Source organism: Providencia sp. M-27 (genome assembly GCF_011077905.1).
Lineage (GTDB): Bacteria > Pseudomonadota > Gammaproteobacteria > Enterobacterales > Enterobacteriaceae > Providencia > Providencia huaxiensis.
This window is the reverse complement of the sequence record NZ_JAALBT010000002.1, coordinates 215,912-236,249: the sequence shown is the minus strand read 5'-3', so window position 1 is coordinate 236,249 and position 20,338 is coordinate 215,912. Positions and strand designations below refer to the sequence as shown.

The window sequence follows — 20,338 nt, the reverse complement described above, 5'->3', positions numbered from 1 at the left end:
TTATCAGGCACGCGCGAGCCATTCTGTCAGCGTTTGCCGAATATCTTGCTGTACTTGCTCAATGTTTTGGCTTGCATCAATAGTGAGTATCGTTTTGTCGCCAGCAGCAAGTTCAAGATAACGGCTGCGTGTTCTTTCAAAAAAGGCTAACGATTCTTTTTCAATTCTATCTAATTCACCTCGTGACCTTGCACGCTGCAAACCTAATTCAGGTGGTAAATCAAGGTATAACGTTAATGAAGGTTTGAATTCACCTAGCACCAAGTCACGTAATGATTTCATTAAGTCGCGGTCAATCTCACGTCCGCCGCCCTGATAAGCTTGGGAAGATAAATCATGGCGATCACCCACCACCCATTTACCTGCTGCTAATGCAGGTTGGATCACTGTATCGACCAGTTGTACACGGGCAGCATATAGCATTAGCAACTCCGCCTTATCAGTAACTTTATCACCCGCAATACCTTGTTTTATCAGCTCGCGTAATTTCTCTGCTAATGGCGTGCCTCCCGGTTCACGGGTGAAAACAATATCCGTGATCCCTGCTTGGTTCAACGTTTCCACAACTGTATTGATTGCGGTCGTTTTACCAGCGCCTTCAAGTCCTTCAATAACAATAAATTGGTTTTTCATTTTTATCAGTTTTGCTGTTCAAATTGGCGGTAAACTTTAACGGCACGATTGTGGTCGTTTAAATTACGACTAAAAGTATGCCCACCTTTACCATCTGCGACAAAGAATATGTAATCCGTCTTAGCCGGATGCGCTGCTGCCTTCAGTGATGCAAGGCTTGGCATTGCAATCGGTGTTGGTGGCAAACCATCAATCTTATAGGTATTGTACGGTGTGTAATTATCTAAATCACTACGATAAATTTTACCACGATACTTTTCACCTAAACCATAGATGACTGTTGGGTCAGTTTGCAGACGCATATTTTTCTTTAGGCGATTAACAAACACCGAAGCGACTTGAGATCTTTCACTATCGATACCGGTTTCTTTCTCAATAATCGAAGCCATGATAAGCATTTCATAGGCATTTTTATAGGGTAAATCCCTATCACGCCCTTTCCACTCTTCATCAAGGCTATTTTGCATACGTTTATAGGCACGTTTCAAAATTTCAGCATCGGTTGTCCCTGCTGTGTATAAATAAGTGTCAGGATATAGCCACCCTTCTAAAGTGCCTTCCCCGTTAAAGCCAATGAGGGAATGCAGTTCAGTCGGGGTTAAGTTGGTAGTTTTAGGCTCTAAGTAAGGAGCGTCTCGTAAAATATTACCCCAATCACTTAAACGATTACCTTCGATAAAACGGATCGAAAACTGGGCTTCTTTTCCACTCACAATTAATTGTAATAGCTGTTCAACATTCATCCCCGGCTGCAAACGGTAAGTTCCCGCTTTTAGCTGAGCCAGTTCAGGTCGTAGTTTGAGTAACCATTGAAATTCATTCCCTTTTTCAAGAATGTTATCTTCAATAAGTAGCCCTTCAAACGCAACACGTCCAGTCCCCGCAGGCACCGTGAAGATTTTTTCTTGTGTGATGTTGATAGGCGTTTTGGCATAGTCCAATACTTGACGGTATTGCCAATAGACCGCAGCTGCGACAATAGCAGCCAAGGTAACGGCGATTAGAATGATTTTTTTGGCTAATTTCATTTATTGACCATTTCAATGCGTGTGTTGGTAATAATTAATTCATTTATAAAAACTAAATTTTGCAACGCAAAAATAAATACTCAAACAACTCGCGGGACGCAAATTGCAATGGTGGACACTGTTTATTCATTTGAATACTTTGTACCGGCAAAACAGGCATCAACGTATTACAAATGATCACTTCATCACAATGATTTAAAACATTAGCAAAGCGTTCGACCTGTTGAAGATGGTACTGGCTATCCTCTAACAGTGATATGATCTTTTGTCTCATTAATCCATTCACACCACTGTGAGATAAAATTGGAGTATACACAGTTTGCCCAACTCGCCAGAAAACATTCGCACTACAGCATTCAATAATAATGCCGTCGGTATCTAGCACAATCGCTTCATCTGCACCAAGTTCATCAACCTCTTGTCTAATAAGAACTTGTTCTAGGCGGTTGAGGTGTTTCATACCAGCTAACAATGGGTTACGAGCTAATGGAATTTGGCTAAGAACTAAGCGCGCTCCTTTGCACTGCAGTTGAACATAGTTATTTGTAAAGGGAGAAACGCTCACTATCACCGTCGGTGAAGTAAAACCTTTAGCACTATATCCCCGGCCTCCGACACCACGGCTCAGGATCACTTTAATCACAAACTCGTCTTGAGTTTGTTCTGTACAAATCTGCTTTAAGTGCTCTGCCAAGCTTTCCCAATCTGGCTGTGCAATTTTCAACATCTGGCTATCATGTTTTAACCGAGCAATATGCTCATCTAGCATTTTAGCTTGCTGATTAACACCGTGTATGGTCGTAAAGCAGCCGTCCCCAAAAGAGACTGCGCGATCGGTAACACTTATTTGCTGGCAAAGCTGCCCATTAACCCAATATGACATTGATATTACTTATAATAAAAGCTGATAAATCAGACAGTAATCAAGTGGGATCATCATAAACTAAAGCGAAGAACTGTGCAAAGAACTGAAAAAAATAAAGCCCCAGCCACAATTAAGTGACTAGGGCTAATTAATAACGGTAGTAGATTAATTACTCGCCGTGATAACGACGGAAAATTAATGAACCGTTGGTACCACCAAAACCAAATGAATTACACAGAGCAAACTCCATGTTGTCCACTTTACGGGCTTCACCTGGAACAAAATCCAGTTTGCACGCTTCATCTGGGTTATCCAGATTGATGGTTGGTGGAACAATTTGTTCGCGCAATGACAAAATGGTGAAGATTGACTCAATAGCACCCGCTGCACCAAGTAAGTGCCCCGTCATTGATTTAGTTGAGCTGACTAATACGTCAGTACCTTCACCAAATACATTAATAACCGCTTGCGCTTCTGCCAAATCACCAGCAGGGGTTGAAGTACCGTGAGCATTGATATACCCCACGTCACTCGCTTTAATTCCTGCGTCATTCAGTGCGTTTTCCATTGCAAGTGCTGCACCCGCACCATTTTCAGGTGGTGATGTCATATGATAAGCATCACTGCTCATCCCAAAACCTGCAATTTCTGCATAAATTTTTGCACCACGCGCTTTGGCATGCTCATATTCTTCAAGAATAATGATACCTGCGCCGTCTCCCAGAACAAAGCCATCACGGTCTTTATCCCATGGGCGACTTGCCGCTTGCGGGTCATCGTTACGTGTTGATAATGCTCTTGCTGCACCGAAACCAGCTACACCGAGTGGTGTTGTCGCTTTTTCAGCGCCGCCTGCAACCATTACATCCGCGTCACCGTAAGCAATCATACGTGCAGCATGGCCAATATTATGCACACCTGATGTACAGGCGGTTGCAATTGAAATACTTGGGCCACGGAAACCGTACATAATACTTAAATGACCAGCCACCATATTAATGATGGTTGATGGTACGAAGAATGGGCTTACCTTACGAGGTCCACCGTGCAGTAATGACTCACAGTTGTCCTGAATTAAGACTAACCCACCAATACCAGAACCAATCGCTGCACCAATTCGGGTAGCATTGGCTTCTGTTACTTCCAATCCAGCATCTTTGAAGGCTTGAAAGCCAGCCGCGATACCATATTGGATAAATGGATCCATTTTCTTTGCATCTTTACGGGAGATGCCAAATTCTTCGTAATTGAAATCTTTTACTAAGCCAGCAAATTTAGTTGCGTGGTTAGTAGTATCAAAATGATCGATTAGGCTGATACCACTCTGTCCGTCACAAACAGCTTTCCATGATGACTCAACTGTGTTGCCGACAGGAGATAACATGCCCAGTCCGGTTACGACTACACGACGCTTAGACACGTATTTCCTCCAAGGAGGGAAAAGTTACAAAAGAAACATAGGCGATCGAGTGATCGCCTAGATAAGTTTTCGTACAATTATTTAGATGCGTTCTCGACGTAGTCAATCGCAGCCTGTACTGTTGTGATCTTTTCAGCTTCTTCGTCAGGGATTTCGCAATCGAACTCTTCTTCCAGAGCCATAACCAGCTCAACTGTGTCAAGAGAATCAGCGCCCAAGTCATCAACAAATGAAGCTGTATTTACAACTTCTTCCTCTTTAACACCCAGTTGTTCAACGATGATTTTCTTAACGCGTTCTTCGATAGTGCTCATACTATTAAAATTCCTATCAAAACTCGCTTTCGCGATGGTTTTCGTAGTTTATGAAATACAGGAAAAGATACAACCCAATCCCGGCTGTTGGAACTATTATTTTGCATTATTTAGCGTTGGATAACATTAAAAATGCAAATAGTTCCATCATTTCTTTAGATCATGTACATGCCACCATTGACATGCAATGTTTCACCTGTGATGTAAGCAGCTTCATCAGAAGCTAAAAACGCTACAGCACTGGCAATTTCTTGTGCATCACCCAGTCTATCCGCAGGAACCTGAGATAAAATGCCTGCACGCTGTTCATCTGTCAATGCTTTAGTCATATCAGTTTCGATAAAACCAGGTGCAACGACGTTGACAGTAATACCACGAGAAGCGACTTCACGAGCCAATGATTTGCTAAAACCAATCAACCCTGCTTTCGCTGCTGCATAGTTAGTTTGCCCCGCATTTCCCATTACACCAACAACGGATGCAATTGAAATAATACGTCCACAACGTTTTTTCATCATGGCACGCAAAACGGATTTAGACAAACGGTAAACGGATGAAAGATTAGTGTCAATAATATCTTGCCATTCATCTTCTTTCATACGCATCAATAGGTTATCACGAGTGATACCTGCATTATTAATCAAAATATCAATTTCACCAAATTCTTCGCGGATTTTGGTCAAAGTTTCTTCGATTGATGCTGTATCAGTCACGTTTAACGCTAAACCTTTACCTTTACCATCAAGATAAGCGGTAATGGCTTCTGCGCCTTTTTCGCTGGTTGCTGTTCCGATAACAGTAGCACCGCGAGCAATTAGAGTTAAAGCAATCGCTTTACCAATTCCACGACTCGCGCCTGTTACCAGTGCAATTTTTCCTTCAAAGCTCATGTCGTCCTCAGCTATTTTCTAAAGCAGTGCTTAATGATACAGGATCATTGACTGCAACGGCAGTTAATTTAGAGACAATTCGCTTGGTAAGACCAGTCAATACTTTCCCTGGGCCTACTTCAATTAGATGTTCAACACCTTGATCTGCCATCAATTCTACTGTTTCCGTCCAGCGTACTGGATTATACAGTTGACGGACTAAAGCATCACGAATATTTTGTGCCGATTTCTCAATTTTAACATCAACATTGTTAATAACTGGATAGCCTGGCTCACAAAAATCAATTTTTTCTAACGCTTCGGCTAATTTATCAGCAGCTGGCTTCATTAATGCACAATGTGAAGGTACGCTAACGGATAATGGCAATGCACGTTTTGCACCCGCTTCTTTACATGCGACACCCGCACGTTCAACGGCCGCTTTTTCACCCGCAATCACAACTTGGCCCGGTGAATTAAAATTAACCGGTGAAACCACTTGACCTTGAGAGGCTTCTTGGCAGGCTTTTTCAATTGATTCGTTATCTAAACCAATGATGGCATACATTGCACCAGTGCCTTCAGGAACCGCTTCTTGCATGAGTTTCCCGCGCAATTCGACCAATTTAATCGCTTGTTTAAAGTCGATAACACCGGCACAAACTAAAGCTGAATACTCCCCAAGGCTGTGGCCTGCCATGATTGTAGGCATTACGCCATTTTTTTCTTTCCAAACACGGAAAATCGCCACAGACGCTGCTAATAAAGCAGGCTGTGTTTGCCATGTTTTATTTAATTCTTCTTCTGGCCCATTTTGTACTAACGCCCAGAGATCGTAACCCAATGCTTCCGATGCTTCAGCGAATGTTTGCTCAACCAACTGATTTTCTTCAGCCAGTGCCGCTAACATACCTAAAGACTGAGAACCCTGCCCGGGAAATACCATAGCAAATTGTGTCATGTCTATTTTCTCAGTTAATTAAAAACGAACCAATGCAGAGCCCCAAGTGAAACCACCACCGAAGGCTTCTAAAAGCACAAGTTGACCACGCTGAATACGGCCATCGCGCACCGCTTCATCCAACGCTGTAGGAACTGATGCTGCAGATGTATTACCGTGACGGTCTAATGTGACAACGACTTTATCCATTGTCATATCTAATTTTTTTGCCGTCGCAGAAATAATTCTTAAATTTGCTTGATGTGGAACTAGCCAATCAAGTTCTTCTTTCGCAATGCCGCTCTGTGCTAATGTCTCATCAACAATATGAGCTAATTCGCGCACTGCAACCTTAAAGACTTCGTTACCTGTCATGGTTAAATATGCAGGGTCTTCAGAACAACGGCTACGGTTAGGTAATGTGAGTAAATCCCCATAACGGCCATCGGCATGTAAATGTGTCGAAATAATACCCGGTTCTTCAGATTCACCAATAACAACAGCCCCTGCCGCATCACCAAATAAAATAATCGTGCCACGGTCTGCTGGGTCTAATGTTTTAGATAATGCATCGGCACCAATCACTAATGCTTTTTTGGTCATACCCGTTTTGACGAATTGATCAGCAATACTAATTGCATAGGTAAAACCTGCACATGCGGCTGCAACATCAAATGCGGCACAATCTTGAATGCCAAGCATTTGTTGGATTTGGCAAGCTGCACTAGGAAAAGCGTGAGTTGCTGATGTGGTTGCAACGATAATCAAGCCAATGTCAGTTGCATCAACTTGCGCCATGCTTAAAGCATTCTTCGCCGCATGAAACCCCATCACTGAGACACTTTCGTCTTCGTTGGCAATTCGTCTTTCATGTATGCCAGTGCGTGTCACAATCCATTCATCAGAAGTATCAACCATTTTTTCCAGATCAGCATTGGTACGTACTTGTGCTGGTAAGTAGCTGCCGGTTCCTAAGATTTTACTGTACATAGCCATAGGTTATTGATCACTCCTGGGTAAAACAATATTTAGTCGCGCTGTTATTCTTTCTGGGACTTGTTTTTCAACAGCTTGTACTGCGCGGTCAATAGCCGCTTTAAAAGCGCCTTCATTCGCTGCACCGTGACTCTTGATGACAATACCTTTTAATCCTAACAGAGTCGCACCGTTATACTGGTCGGGGTTCATGTCCCCAAAACGTTTCATTAAACGTTTTTTTAACCATTTTTTCGCTAGTTGCATAAACCAACTGCTTTTTTTATGTTGATCACCGGTCGATTTTATCAATGAAAGAATGACGCGTATTACGCCTTCCATCGTCTTCAATGAGACATTACCTGCGAAGCCGTCACACACTAACACATCGGTTTTACCTGTCAGTAACTCGTTACCTTCTACATAACCAATGTAGTTAATTGATGTCGTTTCTTTTAATACTGAGGCGGCTTCGCGGATATTATCCAACCCTTTACTCTCTTCTTCGCCAATATTCAGTAACGCAACTCTCGGTTTAGAAATGTTAACCACTTCCTCAGCCATCACGGAACCCATTACGGCAAATTGGACTAGCATATCACTACTACAGTTAACATTAGCGCCTAAATCTAGCACTACTGTTTGGCTTTTTTGCTGATTAGGTAAGATTGTCATTAGCGCTGGGCGCTCAATCCCCTCTATAGACTTTAGCATTAATTTCGCTAAGCCCATCAGCGCACCCGTATTCCCTGCACTCACGCACGCTTGTGCCTGCCCTGTCTTCACTAACTCTAAGGCCACTCGCATCGATGTTCCTTTACTTTGCCTTATCGCGTTTGATGGTTTTGCATCGTTTGCGATAATGCCGTCTGCAGGAATAATTTCGACACGCGAAATTTGCTCAGCACTTTGATGTGCAAGCAAAGGTTGAATGGCTTCGGGTTGACCGACAAGCAGTAATTTGAGTGCTGGATTAGATGCCAGTGCCTGCAATGCAGCAGGCACCGTGACGCGGGGACCAACATCCCCGCCCATAGCATCTAACGCAATGGTTAGATTAGCCAAGGTAACAACAAACTACTTGTTGATAACCTTACGGCCACGGTAGTAACCATCTGCAGTCACATGGTGACGCAGGTGAGTTTCACCGGAAGTTTTATCTACAGAAACTAGGGTTGCAGTCAGTGCATCATGTGAACGACGCATACCGCGTTTTGAACGAGTTGGTTTATTCTGTTGTACGGCCATTGACCTTACTCCTTAAGTACTTTTCTTTAAACTGGCTAATACGGCAAATGGGTTTGGTTTTTCTGCCTCAGGAGGCAGTTCACCATACACCATGTCCGCTACGGACACTTCACAGTGTTCAGAATCATGAACCGGAACCACTGGTAAGGATAGAATTATTTCATCTTCTATCATTCCCAGCAAATCTATTTCACCAAATTCATCAATTTGAATCGGTTCGTAGAGCTCCGGTAATGCTTCGGCCTTTTCGTCATTGACGACAGGACTAAAACAATACGATACGTAGGCATGATGCTTGAAATTTTTCCCGCAACGTTGGCATTGGAGGGTGAGATCCACATCGGATTTCCCTTCGATAACCGTGAGTCGTTGTTTATCAATATTAAATGATAATTCGGTTTCTACATCACTGTCTACACTGACTACTGATTCGGCAATTCGTGTAACTTGCTCAGATGTATAACTCCCAACATAGTCGAGGTTTTTCTGAGCTGCACGCTGCGCATCGATAGTCAGGGGTAATTTTACCTTTTGCATAAGGCGCGCATATTAACTTTGTAATGAGCTATAGTCAAAGAAAAAGGCGGGGTAAACTCGCCTTTTCACCAAAAAACCGTAGGTTTTACGTTTTATAGTTTAAAATGAGTTAACCCTTTTGGCTACGAGTTTCGAGAAAAATCATGAAATCGATTATTTTGGCGTCAACTTCGACATACCGACAAGCCCTATTAAAAAAGTTGGGATTACCTTTTTTAGCAGCGGCACCCAATATTGATGAGTCCCCTATATTAAATGAGTCAGCTCAAGCTTTAGTCATGCGTTTATCTCATGCAAAGGCTAGCGCACTCTCTGCTCAATACCCTCAGCATCTGGTAATTGGTTCTGATCAAGTTTGTGTTATTGATAATAAAATTATAGGAAAACCACATAATTTTGATAATGCGTTTCAACAACTTCAATCTGCGTCAGGGAATAAGGTTACTTTTTATACTGGCTTATGTTTACTTGATACTGAAACAGGTAAGTTTAATGTTGAGTGTGAACTATTTCATGTTCATTTCAGGCAACTATCTGATGAGGAAATCACTAATTACTTACTCAAAGATGAGCCTTATCAATGTGCTGGGAGTTTTAAATCAGAGGGGTTAGGGATCAGTTTATTTGAACGTTTAGAAGGACGTGACCCTAATACATTAGTTGGGCTTCCACTTATCTTATTACTCGAGATGTTACGTCAACACCAAGTCAACCCATTACTTAGTCTCTAACTATTTAGTCTCTAGCTATTTATACTGGCAGGAAAAACCTGCCAGTTAATTAAATGACTTACTTTTCTGCTTTACGGCTACGCAGTATTTTTAGGCAGTGATTCAACTGGCTATCTAATGGAGCGTGCAACCGCATCTCTTCACCCGTTTTAGGATGCGTAAATTTCAGTGCGCTCGCATGCAAAAATAAACGATTCAAACCTGTTCCTGTCAGTTGGCTATCAAATTGTTTGTCACCGTAACGGTCATCAAACGCAATTGGATGCCCTGCATAGAGGGTATGTACGCGAATTTGATGGGTACGTCCTGTGACGGGGCTCGCTTTTACTAAGGTTGCATTATCAAAACGTTCTTCCACTTTAAAGCGAGTCTCTGATGGTTTTCCTTCGCTACTCACTTTTACAACGCGCTCACCACTTTGTAGAATATTTTTGAGTAAAGGCGCTTGGACAACTTTCATATGTGACTGCCAGTTGCCTCTTACCAATGCTAAATAATCTTTTTGCATTTGTTTCAGACGCAATTGTTCATGTAGCGCCCGAAGTGCTGAGCGTTTTTTAGCCACCAATAAAATGCCTGAGGTGTCTCTATCAAGACGATGAACCAATTCAAGAAAACGCGCTTCTGGGCGTAATGCTCTCAAGCCTTCGATAACACCAAAGCTTAAACCGCTTCCCCCATGAACGGCTGTACCAGACGGTTTATTCAGCACTAAGAGAACGTCATCTTCAAATAAAATGCAATTCGCTAATGCTGCGACCTTATCCAGCTTAGCAGAAACCGGGGCTGTTTCACGCTCAGCAACCCGAACAGGTGGAACGCGGACTTGGTCCCCTTCTGCCAATTTATATTCAGGCTTTATCCGCCCCTTGTTAACACGCACTTCCCCTTTGCGGATAATGCGATAAATCATACTTTTTGGGACACCCTTTAGTTTAGTGAGCAAAAAGTTATCGATACGTTGCCCAGCTTCGTCATCGCTGATGTCAATAAATTGAACTTGATTTTGTGTATTCATTCGGGAATGCGTTAACTCTAATTGATTAAAATATGCTCTTATTCGCTTTCACTATCATACCGACTCCACAAAATTTTTTATCTTTTTTTTTAATTTGGTTATTTTCTGCATGATTTATCCTATTTCTAAATAAAATTTCCATATAACTTCCGTATCCACTTGCTATAATGGCTATGGCAATGGAATAATATGAAGTTGCTGAGATGTTTAAAAAACGAAAGTTAACGTTTTATAGGATTTCTTATTTGATGGCGTAACAATGCAGCAATGGCGTAAGACATTTAGCAACATCAAATAAATTAGCGAGCAACGAATTTTGGCTTATTGGGTTAGGAACTTCCGTTTTCTTTAATAACTTACGGCATCCTGATTAAGAACGCTGAATTTTTAATCTAAAAATCAGGTTCACCGAATACTGCGCGTCTCTATACGAACGACTGCCGCGAGGCAGACGGTTTTGTAAAAATCACGAGGCCATCGGTTTACAGTAGCTCTTTCTTTCGCTGCTCTTATTTAAAAGAAAATAATGAGTAAGTAATAACATGAAAAGAATGCTAATAAACGCAACTCAACAGGAAGAGTTGCGTGTTGCCCTTGTTGACGGGCAACGCCTCTATGATTTGGATATTGAAAGTCCCGGTCATGAGCAAAAAAAGGCCAATATCTACAAAGGTAAAATCACCCGTATTGAACCTAGTCTTGAAGCCGCTTTTGTTGATTACGGCGCTGAAAGACACGGTTTCCTTCCTATCAAAGAAATCGCTCGTGAATACTTCCCAAGTAACTATCACTCTCAAGGCCGTCCTAACATTAAAGATGTGTTAAAAGAAGGCCAAGAAGTTATTGTTCAAGTGGATAAAGAAGAGCGTGGTAATAAAGGTGCTGCGTTAACGACCTTCATTAGCTTGGCAGGAAGTTACCTCGTTTTAATGCCTAATAACCCACGTGCGGGTGGTATTTCACGCCGTATTGAAGGCGAAGACCGAACGGAATTAAAAGAGGCGCTGTCTTCTTTAGAAATCCCTGATGGCATGGGGTTAATCGTTCGCACCGCAGGTGTAGGTAAATCGGCAGAATCACTGCAACAAGATTTACTCTACCGTTTACGTCATTGGGAAGCTATTCAAAAAGCGGCTGAAAATCGCCCTGCACCGTTCCTAATTCACCAAGAAAGTAACGTTATTGTTCGTGCATTCCGCGATTACCTACGCCCAGATATTGGTGAGATCCTGATCGACAACCCGAAAGTTGTCGAAATGGCTCGTAACCATATCGAAGCTATTGGTCGTGGTGATTTTGCAAGTAAAATCAAACACTACAGTGGTGATGTTCCACTCTTTAGTCACTACCAAATTGAATCACAAATCGAATCTGCGTTCCAACGTGAAGTTCGCTTACCGTCTGGCGGTGCATTAGTTATTGATACCACTGAAGCGTTAACTGCTATCGATATCAACTCTTCACGCTCAACACGTGGTGGTGATATCGAAGAAACGGCGTTCAATACTAACTTAGAAGCAGCCGATGAAATTGCTCGTCAATTACGTCTACGTGACTTAGGTGGTTTGATTGTTATCGACTTTATCGATATGACGCCAGTTAGGCATCAACGTGAAGTTGAAAACCGCTTACGTGAAGCTGTGCGCCAAGACCGTGCTCGCATTCAAATTGCACGTATCTCTCGTTTTGGTTTATTAGAGATGTCACGTCAACGCTTGAGCCCTTCTTTAGGTGAATCAAGCCACCACGTATGCCCTCGCTGTACAGGAACGGGAACCATTCGTGACAACGAATCACTTTCTCTGTCTGTTCTTCGCCTTATTGAAGAAGAAGCGCTGAAAGAAAATACCCATGAGGTACATGCGATTGTTCCCGTACAAATTGCATCTTACCTATTGAATGAAAAACGCAAAGCGGTCAGCGATATCGAACAACGCCAAAGCCATGTTCGTGTTGTAGTTGTTCCTAATGACCAAATGCAAACTCCTCACTTCCACGTGATCCGTATCCGTAAAGGTGAAGAGGTAAATACTCTAAGCTATAACTTAGCTCAATATCACGAGACAGAAACTTTAACGCAAAGTGATGAAACTGCTGCTGAGCGTAAAGTACCTGAGCAACCTGCAATTTCTGCTTTTGCACTGCAAGAGCCTGTTGATGCATCTACAACTGTTAAGTTAAAAGAAGCCTCTACAAAAGCGCCGGTTAAACCAGCAACAGCAGAACCAGCAAAACCAGGTTTATTTAGCAAAATTGCTGCTTTCTTCAAGAACCTATTCGGTGAAGAAGAAAAAGTGGTAGAGAAGCCTGCACCAAAAAATCGTCATAATAATGATCGTCGTCGGAACAATGATCGTCGCAATAATAATCGCCGTAATAATAATCGTCGTGACCGCGATGATAATGAAACACGCGACAATCGTGACAATCGTGACAATCGTGATAACCGCGACAATCGCAATAACCGCAATGCCTCATCGGATGATGCGAATAATCGTAATAAAGGCCGTAATAATAAGAATACGAGCCAACAAGACGAACAAACAACTGAGACTAACAATCGTGACAACCAGCAGCAACGTCGCGAGCAACGGACTGAGCGTCGCCGTCGTCAAGATGAAAAACGTCAACAGCAGGTGGCTAAAACCCAGCAAGATTCTCAGCAAAATAATGTTGAAGATGCAGTGGAAAAGGAAGAAGAACAACGTCCTGTTGCCCCTCGTCGTCAACGTCGTCAATTAGAGCAAAAAATTCGTGTTACTGATAACGAGCAGGTTATTGCTCCAGTTGAAACGACACCTGAAATAGCGCCTGCGCCAATTACTGCATTGCCTGCACCAATTGCCCCAGTGAGCCAAACTGAAGGTGAAGTACAAGCAGAAGAGCGTCAAAGCGCTGTGGCACAAACTGATGACGAAGAAAAGCAAGACACCATCATTCCACGTCGTTCACGTCGTTCACCACGTCATTTACGTGTCAGTGGGCAACGTCGTCGTCGCTACCGTGATGAACGTCATTTAACAAAATCACCAATGCCATTAGTTGCTGCAGTTGCCTCACCTGAGCTCGCATCTGGCAAAGTATTTATTCATTACCCGATTGCCCAGTCTCAACAAGAGAGCATGGCAATCATCACTAATGAAGAAATGCTTGAACAACAAAGTGTTAATGAAGCTTCTGTAACTGAAACTGCAAATGTTACCGCGTCACAAAGTCATGTGACTGTTGCCCCTGTCGTCGCTGAAGACGTTAAACTCGAGTCTCAGGACACGACTGTAGAAACTTCTTTAGTTAACGAACCAACCGCTGTCGAGCACATTGTTGAACCAGCTCCAGTTATTGTCGAAGAGAAAACTGGTGTTTCGCAAGAAGTTGAAACCGTCGAAGCTGTAAAAGAAACTGTAGCAATAGTGGCTGACGTTATTGAGCCACAGGTTGAAATAGCTCAAACAGAAGTGGCTGAAAGCGTTACTATCGCGGACGAACAAACGGCGCCCGTTATTGTTAATGAAAAGATCAATGACGTGGTTGAAGAAGTACAGCATGCTGAAGTTGCTGTCACTACATCAGTTGAGGTTGCCCGTATCGAGGAAGTTATCGAACCTGTTGCAGCGGTTGAGCCTGCTGCGGTAGCAAGCAGCCCAGCGGTCAGCTTACACAAACGCCATGCTTATTCTCCAATGACAAAAGCGCCAGCACCTACAACTGCCGCTGCACCATTTGAGATAACAGAGTATCAGCGTGAAGCCTCTACCTTTGAAGGTAAAGGTGGCGCAGGTGGCCATGTTGCTTCAAACGTCGCAACCTCTGCAATGGCAAAACCATCTAGTCACTAAAACTTAATAGTTTTAAAACACCGAAGCCTTGATAGGAAACTATCAAGGCTTTTTTATTACAATATAATTTAAAAATTTCATCACCTCGTCGTTTTTTTACATTGTATTCTCACCCAATTCATGTTTATATTACTGTGTTTTTGTACAGTTTATTTATAAAGAAAAGGGAAATCCATGTTAAAAGTCATTGCGGAAGATTTTATTAAAACTGAGGCGATTGAAATAGTTATGCCACTATATCGTGAATTAGTCGCTGCAACCAAACAAGAACCATTATGTATCAGTTACGACCTTTACGTTGACCAAAAAGATCCGGGGCACTTTATTTTTATCGAGGAGTGGCCGAATCAAGAAGCACTAGATATTCACTGTGCCAGCGAACATTTTCAGCGCCTTGTTCCACTCATAAATAGCTATAAGCGGTCGGACCCTATTATCAAACTGATGAATGGTGCGTTTGAATAAGCGCATTAGTTAAACGAGATCCTAGGAGCATACATAAGTATGTGACTAGGGTGAGTGCATGACGCCAACAACGCGATAGCCCTAAATAAATACAATTATATTAATCCCCTACTAATCCTAAATAAAATACAACTATATCAATCCTCTAAATAGTTCGGCCTGTCGCTAGGCGGCGAGCTAAACGAAACCCTAGGAGCATACATAAGTATGTGACTAGGGCGAGTGTGCGACGCCAACAACGCGATAGCCCTAAATAAATACAATTATATTAATCCCCTACTAATCCTAAATAAAATACAACTATATCAATCCTCTAAATAGTTCGGCCTGTCGCTAGGCGGCGAGTGTGCGACGCCAACAACGCGACAGGCCGAAATATGACGAGGATTTTTAGAACCAAGGAGCTTGGATCATAACCGCCCCATAAAACAAGGCTCGGCCGGCTAACTCTCCGCTAAACATCGCCAACATTATCAATACAATTAAGACTACGGACGGTCGCTCCTTATATGCTTTCATCACCATAATACATGGCAATAGCATACTCATCACAACTTGCCACCACAGAAAATAACTTCCACCTTGGCTTGCGGGTAACTGTAAGCGAATAACCTGCGCGATTAATACCAATGCAACACCTATCAGCACACCTACTTTAATTGTCGATGGTAATGGTTTGCCTTGACTGATAACAAATAAGGCCACTAGACTAAAACCAAGGACAATTGCACTACCTAGAAACGCAATTTGTGTTGCTGGTGTATGCCATAATGGGTGAGCGACCATCTGGTAATAGACTTGTGCGGTGACAAGTATAGCGGCTAACCCACCGACCCCACTTAGCCAACCTAAAATCGTATTGCGTGTGTTTACCGTGGGTTGTAACCAGCAAGATAGCGCCCACAACGTAACAATTCCATTTAATAGTACAAATGTCACTGCCTCGCGACTTAGCCATGAATGGCCTAGCCCCAGAACGGAACGATAGGCTTCGAGAGGCACACCCAAGTGCCCCATTGACATCGTTGACCCGACAACTTCAATCAGCCATATCAATAACACTGCACGACGTAATACATAACCTGATAATAGGTATTCTTGACTGGCTTTCATTTGGTAAATGGTTAATGCGAGAACAGCACCGACTCCCCATTGGCTCATTACCGTGAAAAATACCAGAGGGAGCTCCATATGTTTAATATCCATGATCAGTCCTCCATCCCAATAATCACAATATTTGGATGACTAATTGTGTGATCGGGCATGTTATAACGTTGCTCCAGCACCGCCCAGTTTGTCGTATGCTTTTTACGTAGTTCAGAAATATCACCAAACTCAATCGCACCTGTCGGACAAGACTCCACACACCTTGGTAGTAGGCCTTCATCTAACCGCTCTGCGCACATATTACACTTACTGGTTTTTCCTTCTGCTGGGTCAAAGACAGGGGCATGATATGGGCAAGCCATGATACACATCTGGCAACCAATACATTTTTCATGGTCTTGAACGACGATGCCATCTGCCCGTTTGGTATAGGTGTCTGCAGGGCAAACTTTTAAACATTGTGGGTCATCACAATGATTACAAGACATCGTAATGAATGCTTGGGTATTCGGTGAGTCATCATTAAATTCGCGAACTCGGCGCCACAACACTCCCGGTGGAGTGACATTTTCAGATTTGCAGGCCATTGAACAAGTGCGGCAACCATAACAATCTTTTGTATTAATTAAAAAACCATATTGTTTAATCATGATTAAGCCTCCCTTCTGACATCAACCAATGTACTGTTACAGCAATGACCAGTGCCTAAATGTTCAACTTGGTCGTTTGTCACATGGCTGCTACTTCCCCCCTGCTGTTCCCACCAGCCGTTATCTAGCGAAATTACGCCTTTTTTAATATGCGTAGTTACCACCGCAATGGCTCTGTGTTCCCCTCGGTCATTAAATGTAACCGCCCATTCTCCATTCTTAATGCCTCTAGACTTAGCATCTTCTGGATGAATTAAAACATTCGGCTGGTTTCGTTGTACTTCAAGGATCCATTCATTCATTCCATGACTTGAATGCACGCTACGCGCTAACTTGCGCTGAACCGCCATCAGCGGGTACTTTTTGGCTAGTTCAGGTGAACCTTTAACAGACTCCGTCACTTGGTAGTAAGCGACAACAGGTGAAAAATTTTTCTTTTGCCAATCTTCAATAAACAGGTGAGCTTTTTGGGTTGATGTCCTAAAAATACCGTCTTTGAATGGTATCCAATCCCCCTCGACTGGACGCACAGGGCCTTTTTCTAACATTTGGCGCGTAATACCAGAGCCGACTAAACAGGCGTCAATATAGTGCTCTATTGGTTTATTGAATACCTCACCAAAACCAAAACGTTCCGCTAATTGGGCAAAAATCCAATAATCGGGTTTTGCTTCACCAGCTGGCTCAACCGCTTTTTCCATTAATTGAACATATTGGCTACGGACACCCGCCATCAAACTGGTATCTTCAAAAATAGTGGTCACCGGTAAGACTAAATCTGCATATAACGCCGTCGAACTCATTAAGTTATCAGCCACAACCACAAATGGCACTTTCTTCAGAGCCTCCCGAACCTTATTCGTGTTCGGTAATTGGGTCATAACTCCCATCGTCATAATCCACCAGAAATTAATTGGATGCGGTTTTTCATTGACGATAAAATCACCAACTTTCGCGACAGGAATAGGCGGAATATTTTTCACATTCGGTGCGGGGGGAACGATTGGACTAAATTTAGCCATTTGCCGAGCACCACCTGCATCACAAACGCCTGCGCCACGCTTACCAATATTTCCAGTGAGTAAAGCGAGGTAGAACTGGCTCGCGGCAACATAAGCCCCATGCTCGGTACGCTGAGCACCGGACATGTTTTGTACAATCATGGAAGGCGTAATGGATGAGTAATCACGAGCAAGGCGAACAATCGTTTCCACTGGTACGTCTGTTTCTTCACTGACGCGAGCCACATCCCAACCTTTAGCTTGCTGATAAATTTGCTCAAATACTGTGGTGTAACCCAAGTTATCGGGAAGTTCATGCTGGAAAAGTGCCGGTTTAATATCCGGTGAATCATGACGAACTAATTGTTTGCTTAATATATCGAAAACTAAATAGCTGTCTTTATCATCTTCATTTTGCCTAACTTGTTTTTGGTCTGTATCAACCAAATAGACAGCACCGGTATGAACCCTGAGAAAATTTTCATCTATCCGGTTTTCTTCAATAATAATTTTAATCATGCCTAGAGCAAGTGCGGTATCTGTCCCTGGAATAATCGGGATCCACTCATCGGCTTTTGCTGCGGTTTCATTAAAGCGCGGGTCAATAACCACTAACCGAGCGCCATTTTTTCTTGCTTGGTTATAATTTTTAAAATAGGCTTGCATCGTAACCGCTGGGTTATTACCCCAACACAGGATATAACGGCTATCTGCTATCGTATCGCGGGTATCAGCATACCTCAGGCCGAGCATCGGGATCATTGCGGCTGTTACAGCAGAACAACACAGTGAGCCTGCTTGTTTCGTTGCCCCACCTAAATAATCAAAAAACGCCTTCCCCATGTCATTTTTAATCGAATCCATATTTCCGGCATGAGTAGAAATGAACAACCCTTCATTTCCATATTTATCGATGGTCTCTCTAATATTTTTTTCAATAAGATCCAGCGCCTCATTCCAACTTATTGGTTTGAATTCTGCTTTACCTTTTTCACCTACTCTCAGTAATGGTGTTTTGACGCGTTGATCATGATAGACCCATTTAGTTCGGCTCATACCTCTCAAGCAGCATTTAACATTAAACCCTTCCGTTGCTTGAATTTTCATCAGCTTACCTTGGTAGGTATATGCGGTTAGGTTGCAATGCAAACACTCCATTGCACAAGTTGAACGAAATGTTTTGTAGTCCGACAGTTTTAGCCGCACTTTGGGTAAGGGTTGATTACTGTTACCCTGTGCATATGAACAGGGTGCAATACTTGCCAGCCCAACAACACCAAGCCCTTTGAGCAGGGTTCGGCGTTTTAAACGTAGTGAATTTATAGTTTTCATTATAGTAAACCTCGACATTGCCTCTATAAGTACACTATATATATACTCCATTCACCAAAGATGAACTTGAGTAGCATCAATAATTCTATCTATTTATAGGTAATAATGTGCTACCGCTTTAGGGTTATCTTTTTTGCTTTATCGGGTCGTTAGCAGCACAAGGCAACTCATGGTAAAATATAACGACTTGTTAAACTGAGGTTTATGTATGTCTACTTTGCAAGGTGTTAATTCTGTTGATATAGCTGTAAGCATTTTAAATTATATTGCTCAAAATGGGGGCATTGCGCGCGCAGCGGATATTTCAAAAGGTTGTGATATATCGAAAAGTCGTCTACATAAATATCTCGTTTCACTATGTCGTACACAAATGCTGTACCAAGATATTCAAACTAGTCGTTATGGATTAGGTCGAAATTTAGCCTTCCTAGCCAACTTTGTTGAATCTGAGGACTCTTATATCGACACCATTAACAATGGTTTGATTCAATTTCGCGATGAACAAAACGTCTCAACGGGCATTGCTACCCGCCTAGGGAAAGCACTTTCTTTAATTAAATATAATCGTAGCTTCAAAAATATTGAAATTGACTTTTTGCCTAACACTCCATTACCTGTCGTGAAAAGTGCGGCTGGGCTAGTGTATTCCGCATTTGATAGCCAATTTGGCTCGAACTCATATTCACAAGACGAGATTAATAAAGTTATCCAACAAGGCTATGCTATCCGTTACCAACCGACAGAAGGTATTCCCGGCGCACAATCTATTGCTTGCCCTGTATTTAACAGCGAAGGCCAGCTTGTTGCAGCTGCAGTGACGATGGGATTTATTGCAGAAAATGAAATGGAAAGGTTGGCAACTTTATTAATCAAACAAGTTAGCCGGCTAAATTTATAATAACTACACCTGGCCGATACTATCGACTCAAGCTATAAACTATAGTTCAAATCAACGGTTCCAAATAAACCAAACAAATAAAGCCGAGGTTATCTCGGCTTTATGAATTCATTACTTCACATCGATACGAGGCAATTCGCCCATTTCTTTGAGTTTTTTAGATATTTCACGACGCTCTTTAGAAAGCTCTGCGTTCTTAATAATATAATCATCGACGCGATCATCATAATCGCTACGCATGTTCGCAATAATTGCCTGAATATCTTCAATCGACATGCCTGGTTTTATATATTCACTCAAGTTATCCAGCAGTAAAACACGCTTCTGGTTATCACGAATTTTTTTCTCATTGTCGGTAATTTCACGACGAATTTTATTTTTGCGACGAAACATACGCACAAATTCCAGAACATTTTGGAAAGACGGCTTGTTAGCGTTGTCCATGTTTAAAACCCTCTAGTCAATATTCAA

20 protein-coding genes are annotated in these 20,338 nt (G+C 42.4%); 4 read left to right on the top strand and 16 right to left on the bottom strand.

Annotated features, from left to right (window positions below; all coding sequences use genetic code 11):
- Positions 1-3 precede the first annotated feature (3 nt).
- The 11 genes from tmk to yceD all read right to left on the bottom strand — a co-directional run bounded on the left by tmk (position 4) and on the right by yceD (position 8,829).
- Positions 4-633 carry a dTMP kinase gene (gene tmk, locus G6Q48_RS04380; protein WP_166264649.1) on the bottom strand — a complete coding sequence of 210 codons (630 nt, stop codon included), beginning with the start codon at positions 631-633 and terminating at the stop codon, positions 4-6.
- 5 nt (positions 634-638) lie between these two features.
- Positions 639-1,661, bottom strand: a complete 1,023-nt coding sequence (gene mltG / locus G6Q48_RS04375; protein WP_166264647.1) for an endolytic transglycosylase MltG — start codon at positions 1,659-1,661, stop codon at positions 639-641.
- A 52-nt stretch (positions 1,662-1,713) separates the two neighbouring features.
- Entirely contained in the window at positions 1,714-2,544 is an 831-nt protein-coding gene (gene pabC / locus G6Q48_RS04370; RefSeq protein WP_166264645.1) for an aminodeoxychorismate lyase, read from the bottom strand.
- Positions 2,545-2,695: 151 nt separating this feature from the next.
- Entirely contained in the window at positions 2,696-3,946 is a 1,251-nt protein-coding gene (gene fabF / locus G6Q48_RS04365) for a beta-ketoacyl-ACP synthase II (protein WP_166264643.1), read from the bottom strand.
- Between the two features lie 77 nt (positions 3,947-4,023).
- Entirely contained in the window at positions 4,024-4,260 is a 237-nt protein-coding gene (gene acpP, locus G6Q48_RS04360) for an acyl carrier protein (protein ID WP_004253236.1), read from the bottom strand.
- 155 nt (positions 4,261-4,415) lie between these two features.
- Complete coding sequence (fabG, locus tag G6Q48_RS04355) at positions 4,416-5,150, bottom strand: 3-oxoacyl-ACP reductase FabG (protein ID WP_102137722.1); 735 nt, start codon at positions 5,148-5,150, stop codon at positions 4,416-4,418.
- A gap of 7 nt (positions 5,151-5,157) precedes the next feature.
- Positions 5,158-6,090, bottom strand: coding sequence for an ACP S-malonyltransferase (gene fabD / locus G6Q48_RS04350; protein ID WP_102137721.1), 933 nt, complete (start codon positions 6,088-6,090; stop codon positions 5,158-5,160).
- An 18-nt stretch (positions 6,091-6,108) separates the two neighbouring features.
- On the bottom strand, positions 6,109-7,059 hold the full coding sequence (locus tag G6Q48_RS04345; protein WP_102137805.1) for a beta-ketoacyl-ACP synthase III: 951 nt from the start codon (positions 7,057-7,059) through the stop codon (positions 6,109-6,111).
- Positions 7,060-7,068: 9 nt separating this feature from the next.
- Positions 7,069-8,109 carry a phosphate acyltransferase PlsX gene (gene plsX / locus G6Q48_RS04340; RefSeq protein ID WP_102137720.1) on the bottom strand — a complete coding sequence of 347 codons (1,041 nt, stop codon included), beginning with the start codon at positions 8,107-8,109 and terminating at the stop codon, positions 7,069-7,071.
- A gap of 12 nt (positions 8,110-8,121) precedes the next feature.
- Positions 8,122-8,292 carry a 50S ribosomal protein L32 gene (gene rpmF / locus G6Q48_RS04335; protein WP_004253223.1) on the bottom strand — a complete coding sequence of 57 codons (171 nt, stop codon included), beginning with the start codon at positions 8,290-8,292 and terminating at the stop codon, positions 8,122-8,124.
- 12 nt (positions 8,293-8,304) lie between these two features.
- Positions 8,305-8,829, bottom strand: coding sequence for a 23S rRNA accumulation protein YceD (yceD, locus tag G6Q48_RS04330; protein ID WP_102137719.1), 525 nt, complete (start codon positions 8,827-8,829; stop codon positions 8,305-8,307).
- A 143-nt stretch (positions 8,830-8,972) separates the two neighbouring features.
- Between yceD and G6Q48_RS04325 the strand changes: the two genes are divergently transcribed.
- Entirely contained in the window at positions 8,973-9,560 is a 588-nt protein-coding gene (locus G6Q48_RS04325) for a Maf family protein (protein WP_102137718.1), read from the top strand.
- A gap of 58 nt (positions 9,561-9,618) precedes the next feature.
- Here G6Q48_RS04325 and rluC read toward each other — a convergent pair whose 3' ends face one another.
- On the bottom strand, positions 9,619-10,578 hold the full coding sequence (rluC, locus tag G6Q48_RS04320) for a 23S rRNA pseudouridine(955/2504/2580) synthase RluC (protein ID WP_102137717.1): 960 nt from the start codon (positions 10,576-10,578) through the stop codon (positions 9,619-9,621).
- A gap of 542 nt (positions 10,579-11,120) precedes the next feature.
- Here rluC and rne point away from each other — a divergent pair.
- A complete protein-coding gene (gene rne, locus G6Q48_RS04315) occupies positions 11,121-14,414 on the top strand; it encodes a ribonuclease E (protein ID WP_166264641.1) in 3,294 nt (1,097 codons plus the stop codon).
- A 174-nt stretch (positions 14,415-14,588) separates the two neighbouring features.
- Positions 14,589-14,879: a putative quinol monooxygenase gene (locus G6Q48_RS04310; RefSeq protein ID WP_102137715.1), complete on the top strand. Its 291-nt coding sequence runs from the start codon at positions 14,589-14,591 to the stop codon at positions 14,877-14,879.
- A gap of 390 nt (positions 14,880-15,269) precedes the next feature.
- On the opposite strand, the gene G6Q48_RS04305 is transcribed toward G6Q48_RS04310, so the two are convergent.
- Genes G6Q48_RS04305 through G6Q48_RS04295 form a run of 3 tightly spaced genes read right to left on the bottom strand, consistent with a single transcriptional unit; the run spans position 15,270 to position 18,969 of the window.
- A complete protein-coding gene (locus G6Q48_RS04305) occupies positions 15,270-16,085 on the bottom strand; it encodes a dimethyl sulfoxide reductase anchor subunit family protein (protein ID WP_102137714.1) in 816 nt (271 codons plus the stop codon).
- Positions 16,086-16,087: 2 nt separating this feature from the next.
- Positions 16,088-16,636 (bottom strand): 4Fe-4S dicluster domain-containing protein, encoded by a 549-nt coding sequence (locus G6Q48_RS04300; RefSeq protein ID WP_206276658.1) that lies wholly within the window; start codon positions 16,634-16,636, stop codon positions 16,088-16,090.
- A 2-nt stretch (positions 16,637-16,638) separates the two neighbouring features.
- A complete protein-coding gene (locus G6Q48_RS04295; RefSeq protein ID WP_166264639.1) occupies positions 16,639-18,969 on the bottom strand; it encodes a molybdopterin-containing oxidoreductase family protein in 2,331 nt (776 codons plus the stop codon).
- 208 nt (positions 18,970-19,177) lie between these two features.
- Here G6Q48_RS04295 and G6Q48_RS04290 point away from each other — a divergent pair, with 208 nt between their 5' ends.
- Positions 19,178-19,867, top strand: coding sequence for a helix-turn-helix domain-containing protein (locus tag G6Q48_RS04290; protein ID WP_166264637.1), 690 nt, complete (start codon positions 19,178-19,180; stop codon positions 19,865-19,867).
- 111 nt (positions 19,868-19,978) lie between these two features.
- Here the strand turns inward: G6Q48_RS04290 and tmaR are convergent, their stop codons facing one another.
- Positions 19,979-20,311, bottom strand: a complete 333-nt coding sequence (gene tmaR / locus G6Q48_RS04285) for a PTS system regulator TmaR (protein WP_004253179.1) — start codon at positions 20,309-20,311, stop codon at positions 19,979-19,981.
- Positions 20,312-20,338 lie beyond the last annotated feature (27 nt).

Bases quoted from the DNA above. Each gene is read 5' to 3' on its own strand.
- tmk (WP_166264649.1), bottom strand. From the start codon at position 633: ATGAAAAACCAATTTATTGTTATTGAAGGACTTGAAGGCGCTGGTAAA.
- mltG (WP_166264647.1), bottom strand. From the start codon at position 1,661: ATGAAATTAGCCAAAAAAATCATTCTAATCGCCGTTACCTTGGCTGCT.
- pabC (WP_166264645.1), bottom strand. From the start codon at position 2,544: ATGTCATATTGGGTTAATGGGCAGCTTTGCCAGCAAATAAGTGTTACC.
- acpP (WP_004253236.1), bottom strand. From the start codon at position 4,260: ATGAGCACTATCGAAGAACGCGTTAAGAAAATCATCGTTGAACAACTG.
- fabG (WP_102137722.1), bottom strand. From the start codon at position 5,150: ATGAGCTTTGAAGGAAAAATTGCACTGGTAACAGGCGCGAGTCGTGGA.
- fabD (WP_102137721.1), bottom strand. From the start codon at position 6,090: ATGACACAATTTGCTATGGTATTTCCCGGGCAGGGTTCTCAGTCTTTA.
- G6Q48_RS04345 (WP_102137805.1), bottom strand. From the start codon at position 7,059: ATGTACAGTAAAATCTTAGGAACCGGCAGCTACTTACCAGCACAAGTA.
- rpmF (WP_004253223.1), bottom strand. From the start codon at position 8,292: ATGGCCGTACAACAGAATAAACCAACTCGTTCAAAACGCGGTATGCGT.
- yceD (WP_102137719.1), bottom strand. From the start codon at position 8,829: ATGCAAAAGGTAAAATTACCCCTGACTATCGATGCGCAGCGTGCAGCT.
- G6Q48_RS04325 (WP_102137718.1), top strand. From the start codon at position 8,973: ATGAAATCGATTATTTTGGCGTCAACTTCGACATACCGACAAGCCCTA.
- rluC (WP_102137717.1), bottom strand. From the start codon at position 10,578: ATGAATACACAAAATCAAGTTCAATTTATTGACATCAGCGATGACGAA.
- rne (WP_166264641.1), top strand. From the start codon at position 11,121: ATGAAAAGAATGCTAATAAACGCAACTCAACAGGAAGAGTTGCGTGTT.
- G6Q48_RS04310 (WP_102137715.1), top strand. From the start codon at position 14,589: ATGTTAAAAGTCATTGCGGAAGATTTTATTAAAACTGAGGCGATTGAA.
- G6Q48_RS04305 (WP_102137714.1), bottom strand. From the start codon at position 16,085: ATGGATATTAAACATATGGAGCTCCCTCTGGTATTTTTCACGGTAATG.
- G6Q48_RS04300 (WP_206276658.1), bottom strand. From the start codon at position 16,636: ATGATTAAACAATATGGTTTTTTAATTAATACAAAAGATTGTTATGGT.
- G6Q48_RS04295 (WP_166264639.1), bottom strand. From the start codon at position 18,969: ATGAAAACTATAAATTCACTACGTTTAAAACGCCGAACCCTGCTCAAA.
- G6Q48_RS04290 (WP_166264637.1), top strand. From the start codon at position 19,178: ATGTCTACTTTGCAAGGTGTTAATTCTGTTGATATAGCTGTAAGCATT.
- tmaR (WP_004253179.1), bottom strand. From the start codon at position 20,311: ATGGACAACGCTAACAAGCCGTCTTTCCAAAATGTTCTGGAATTTGTG.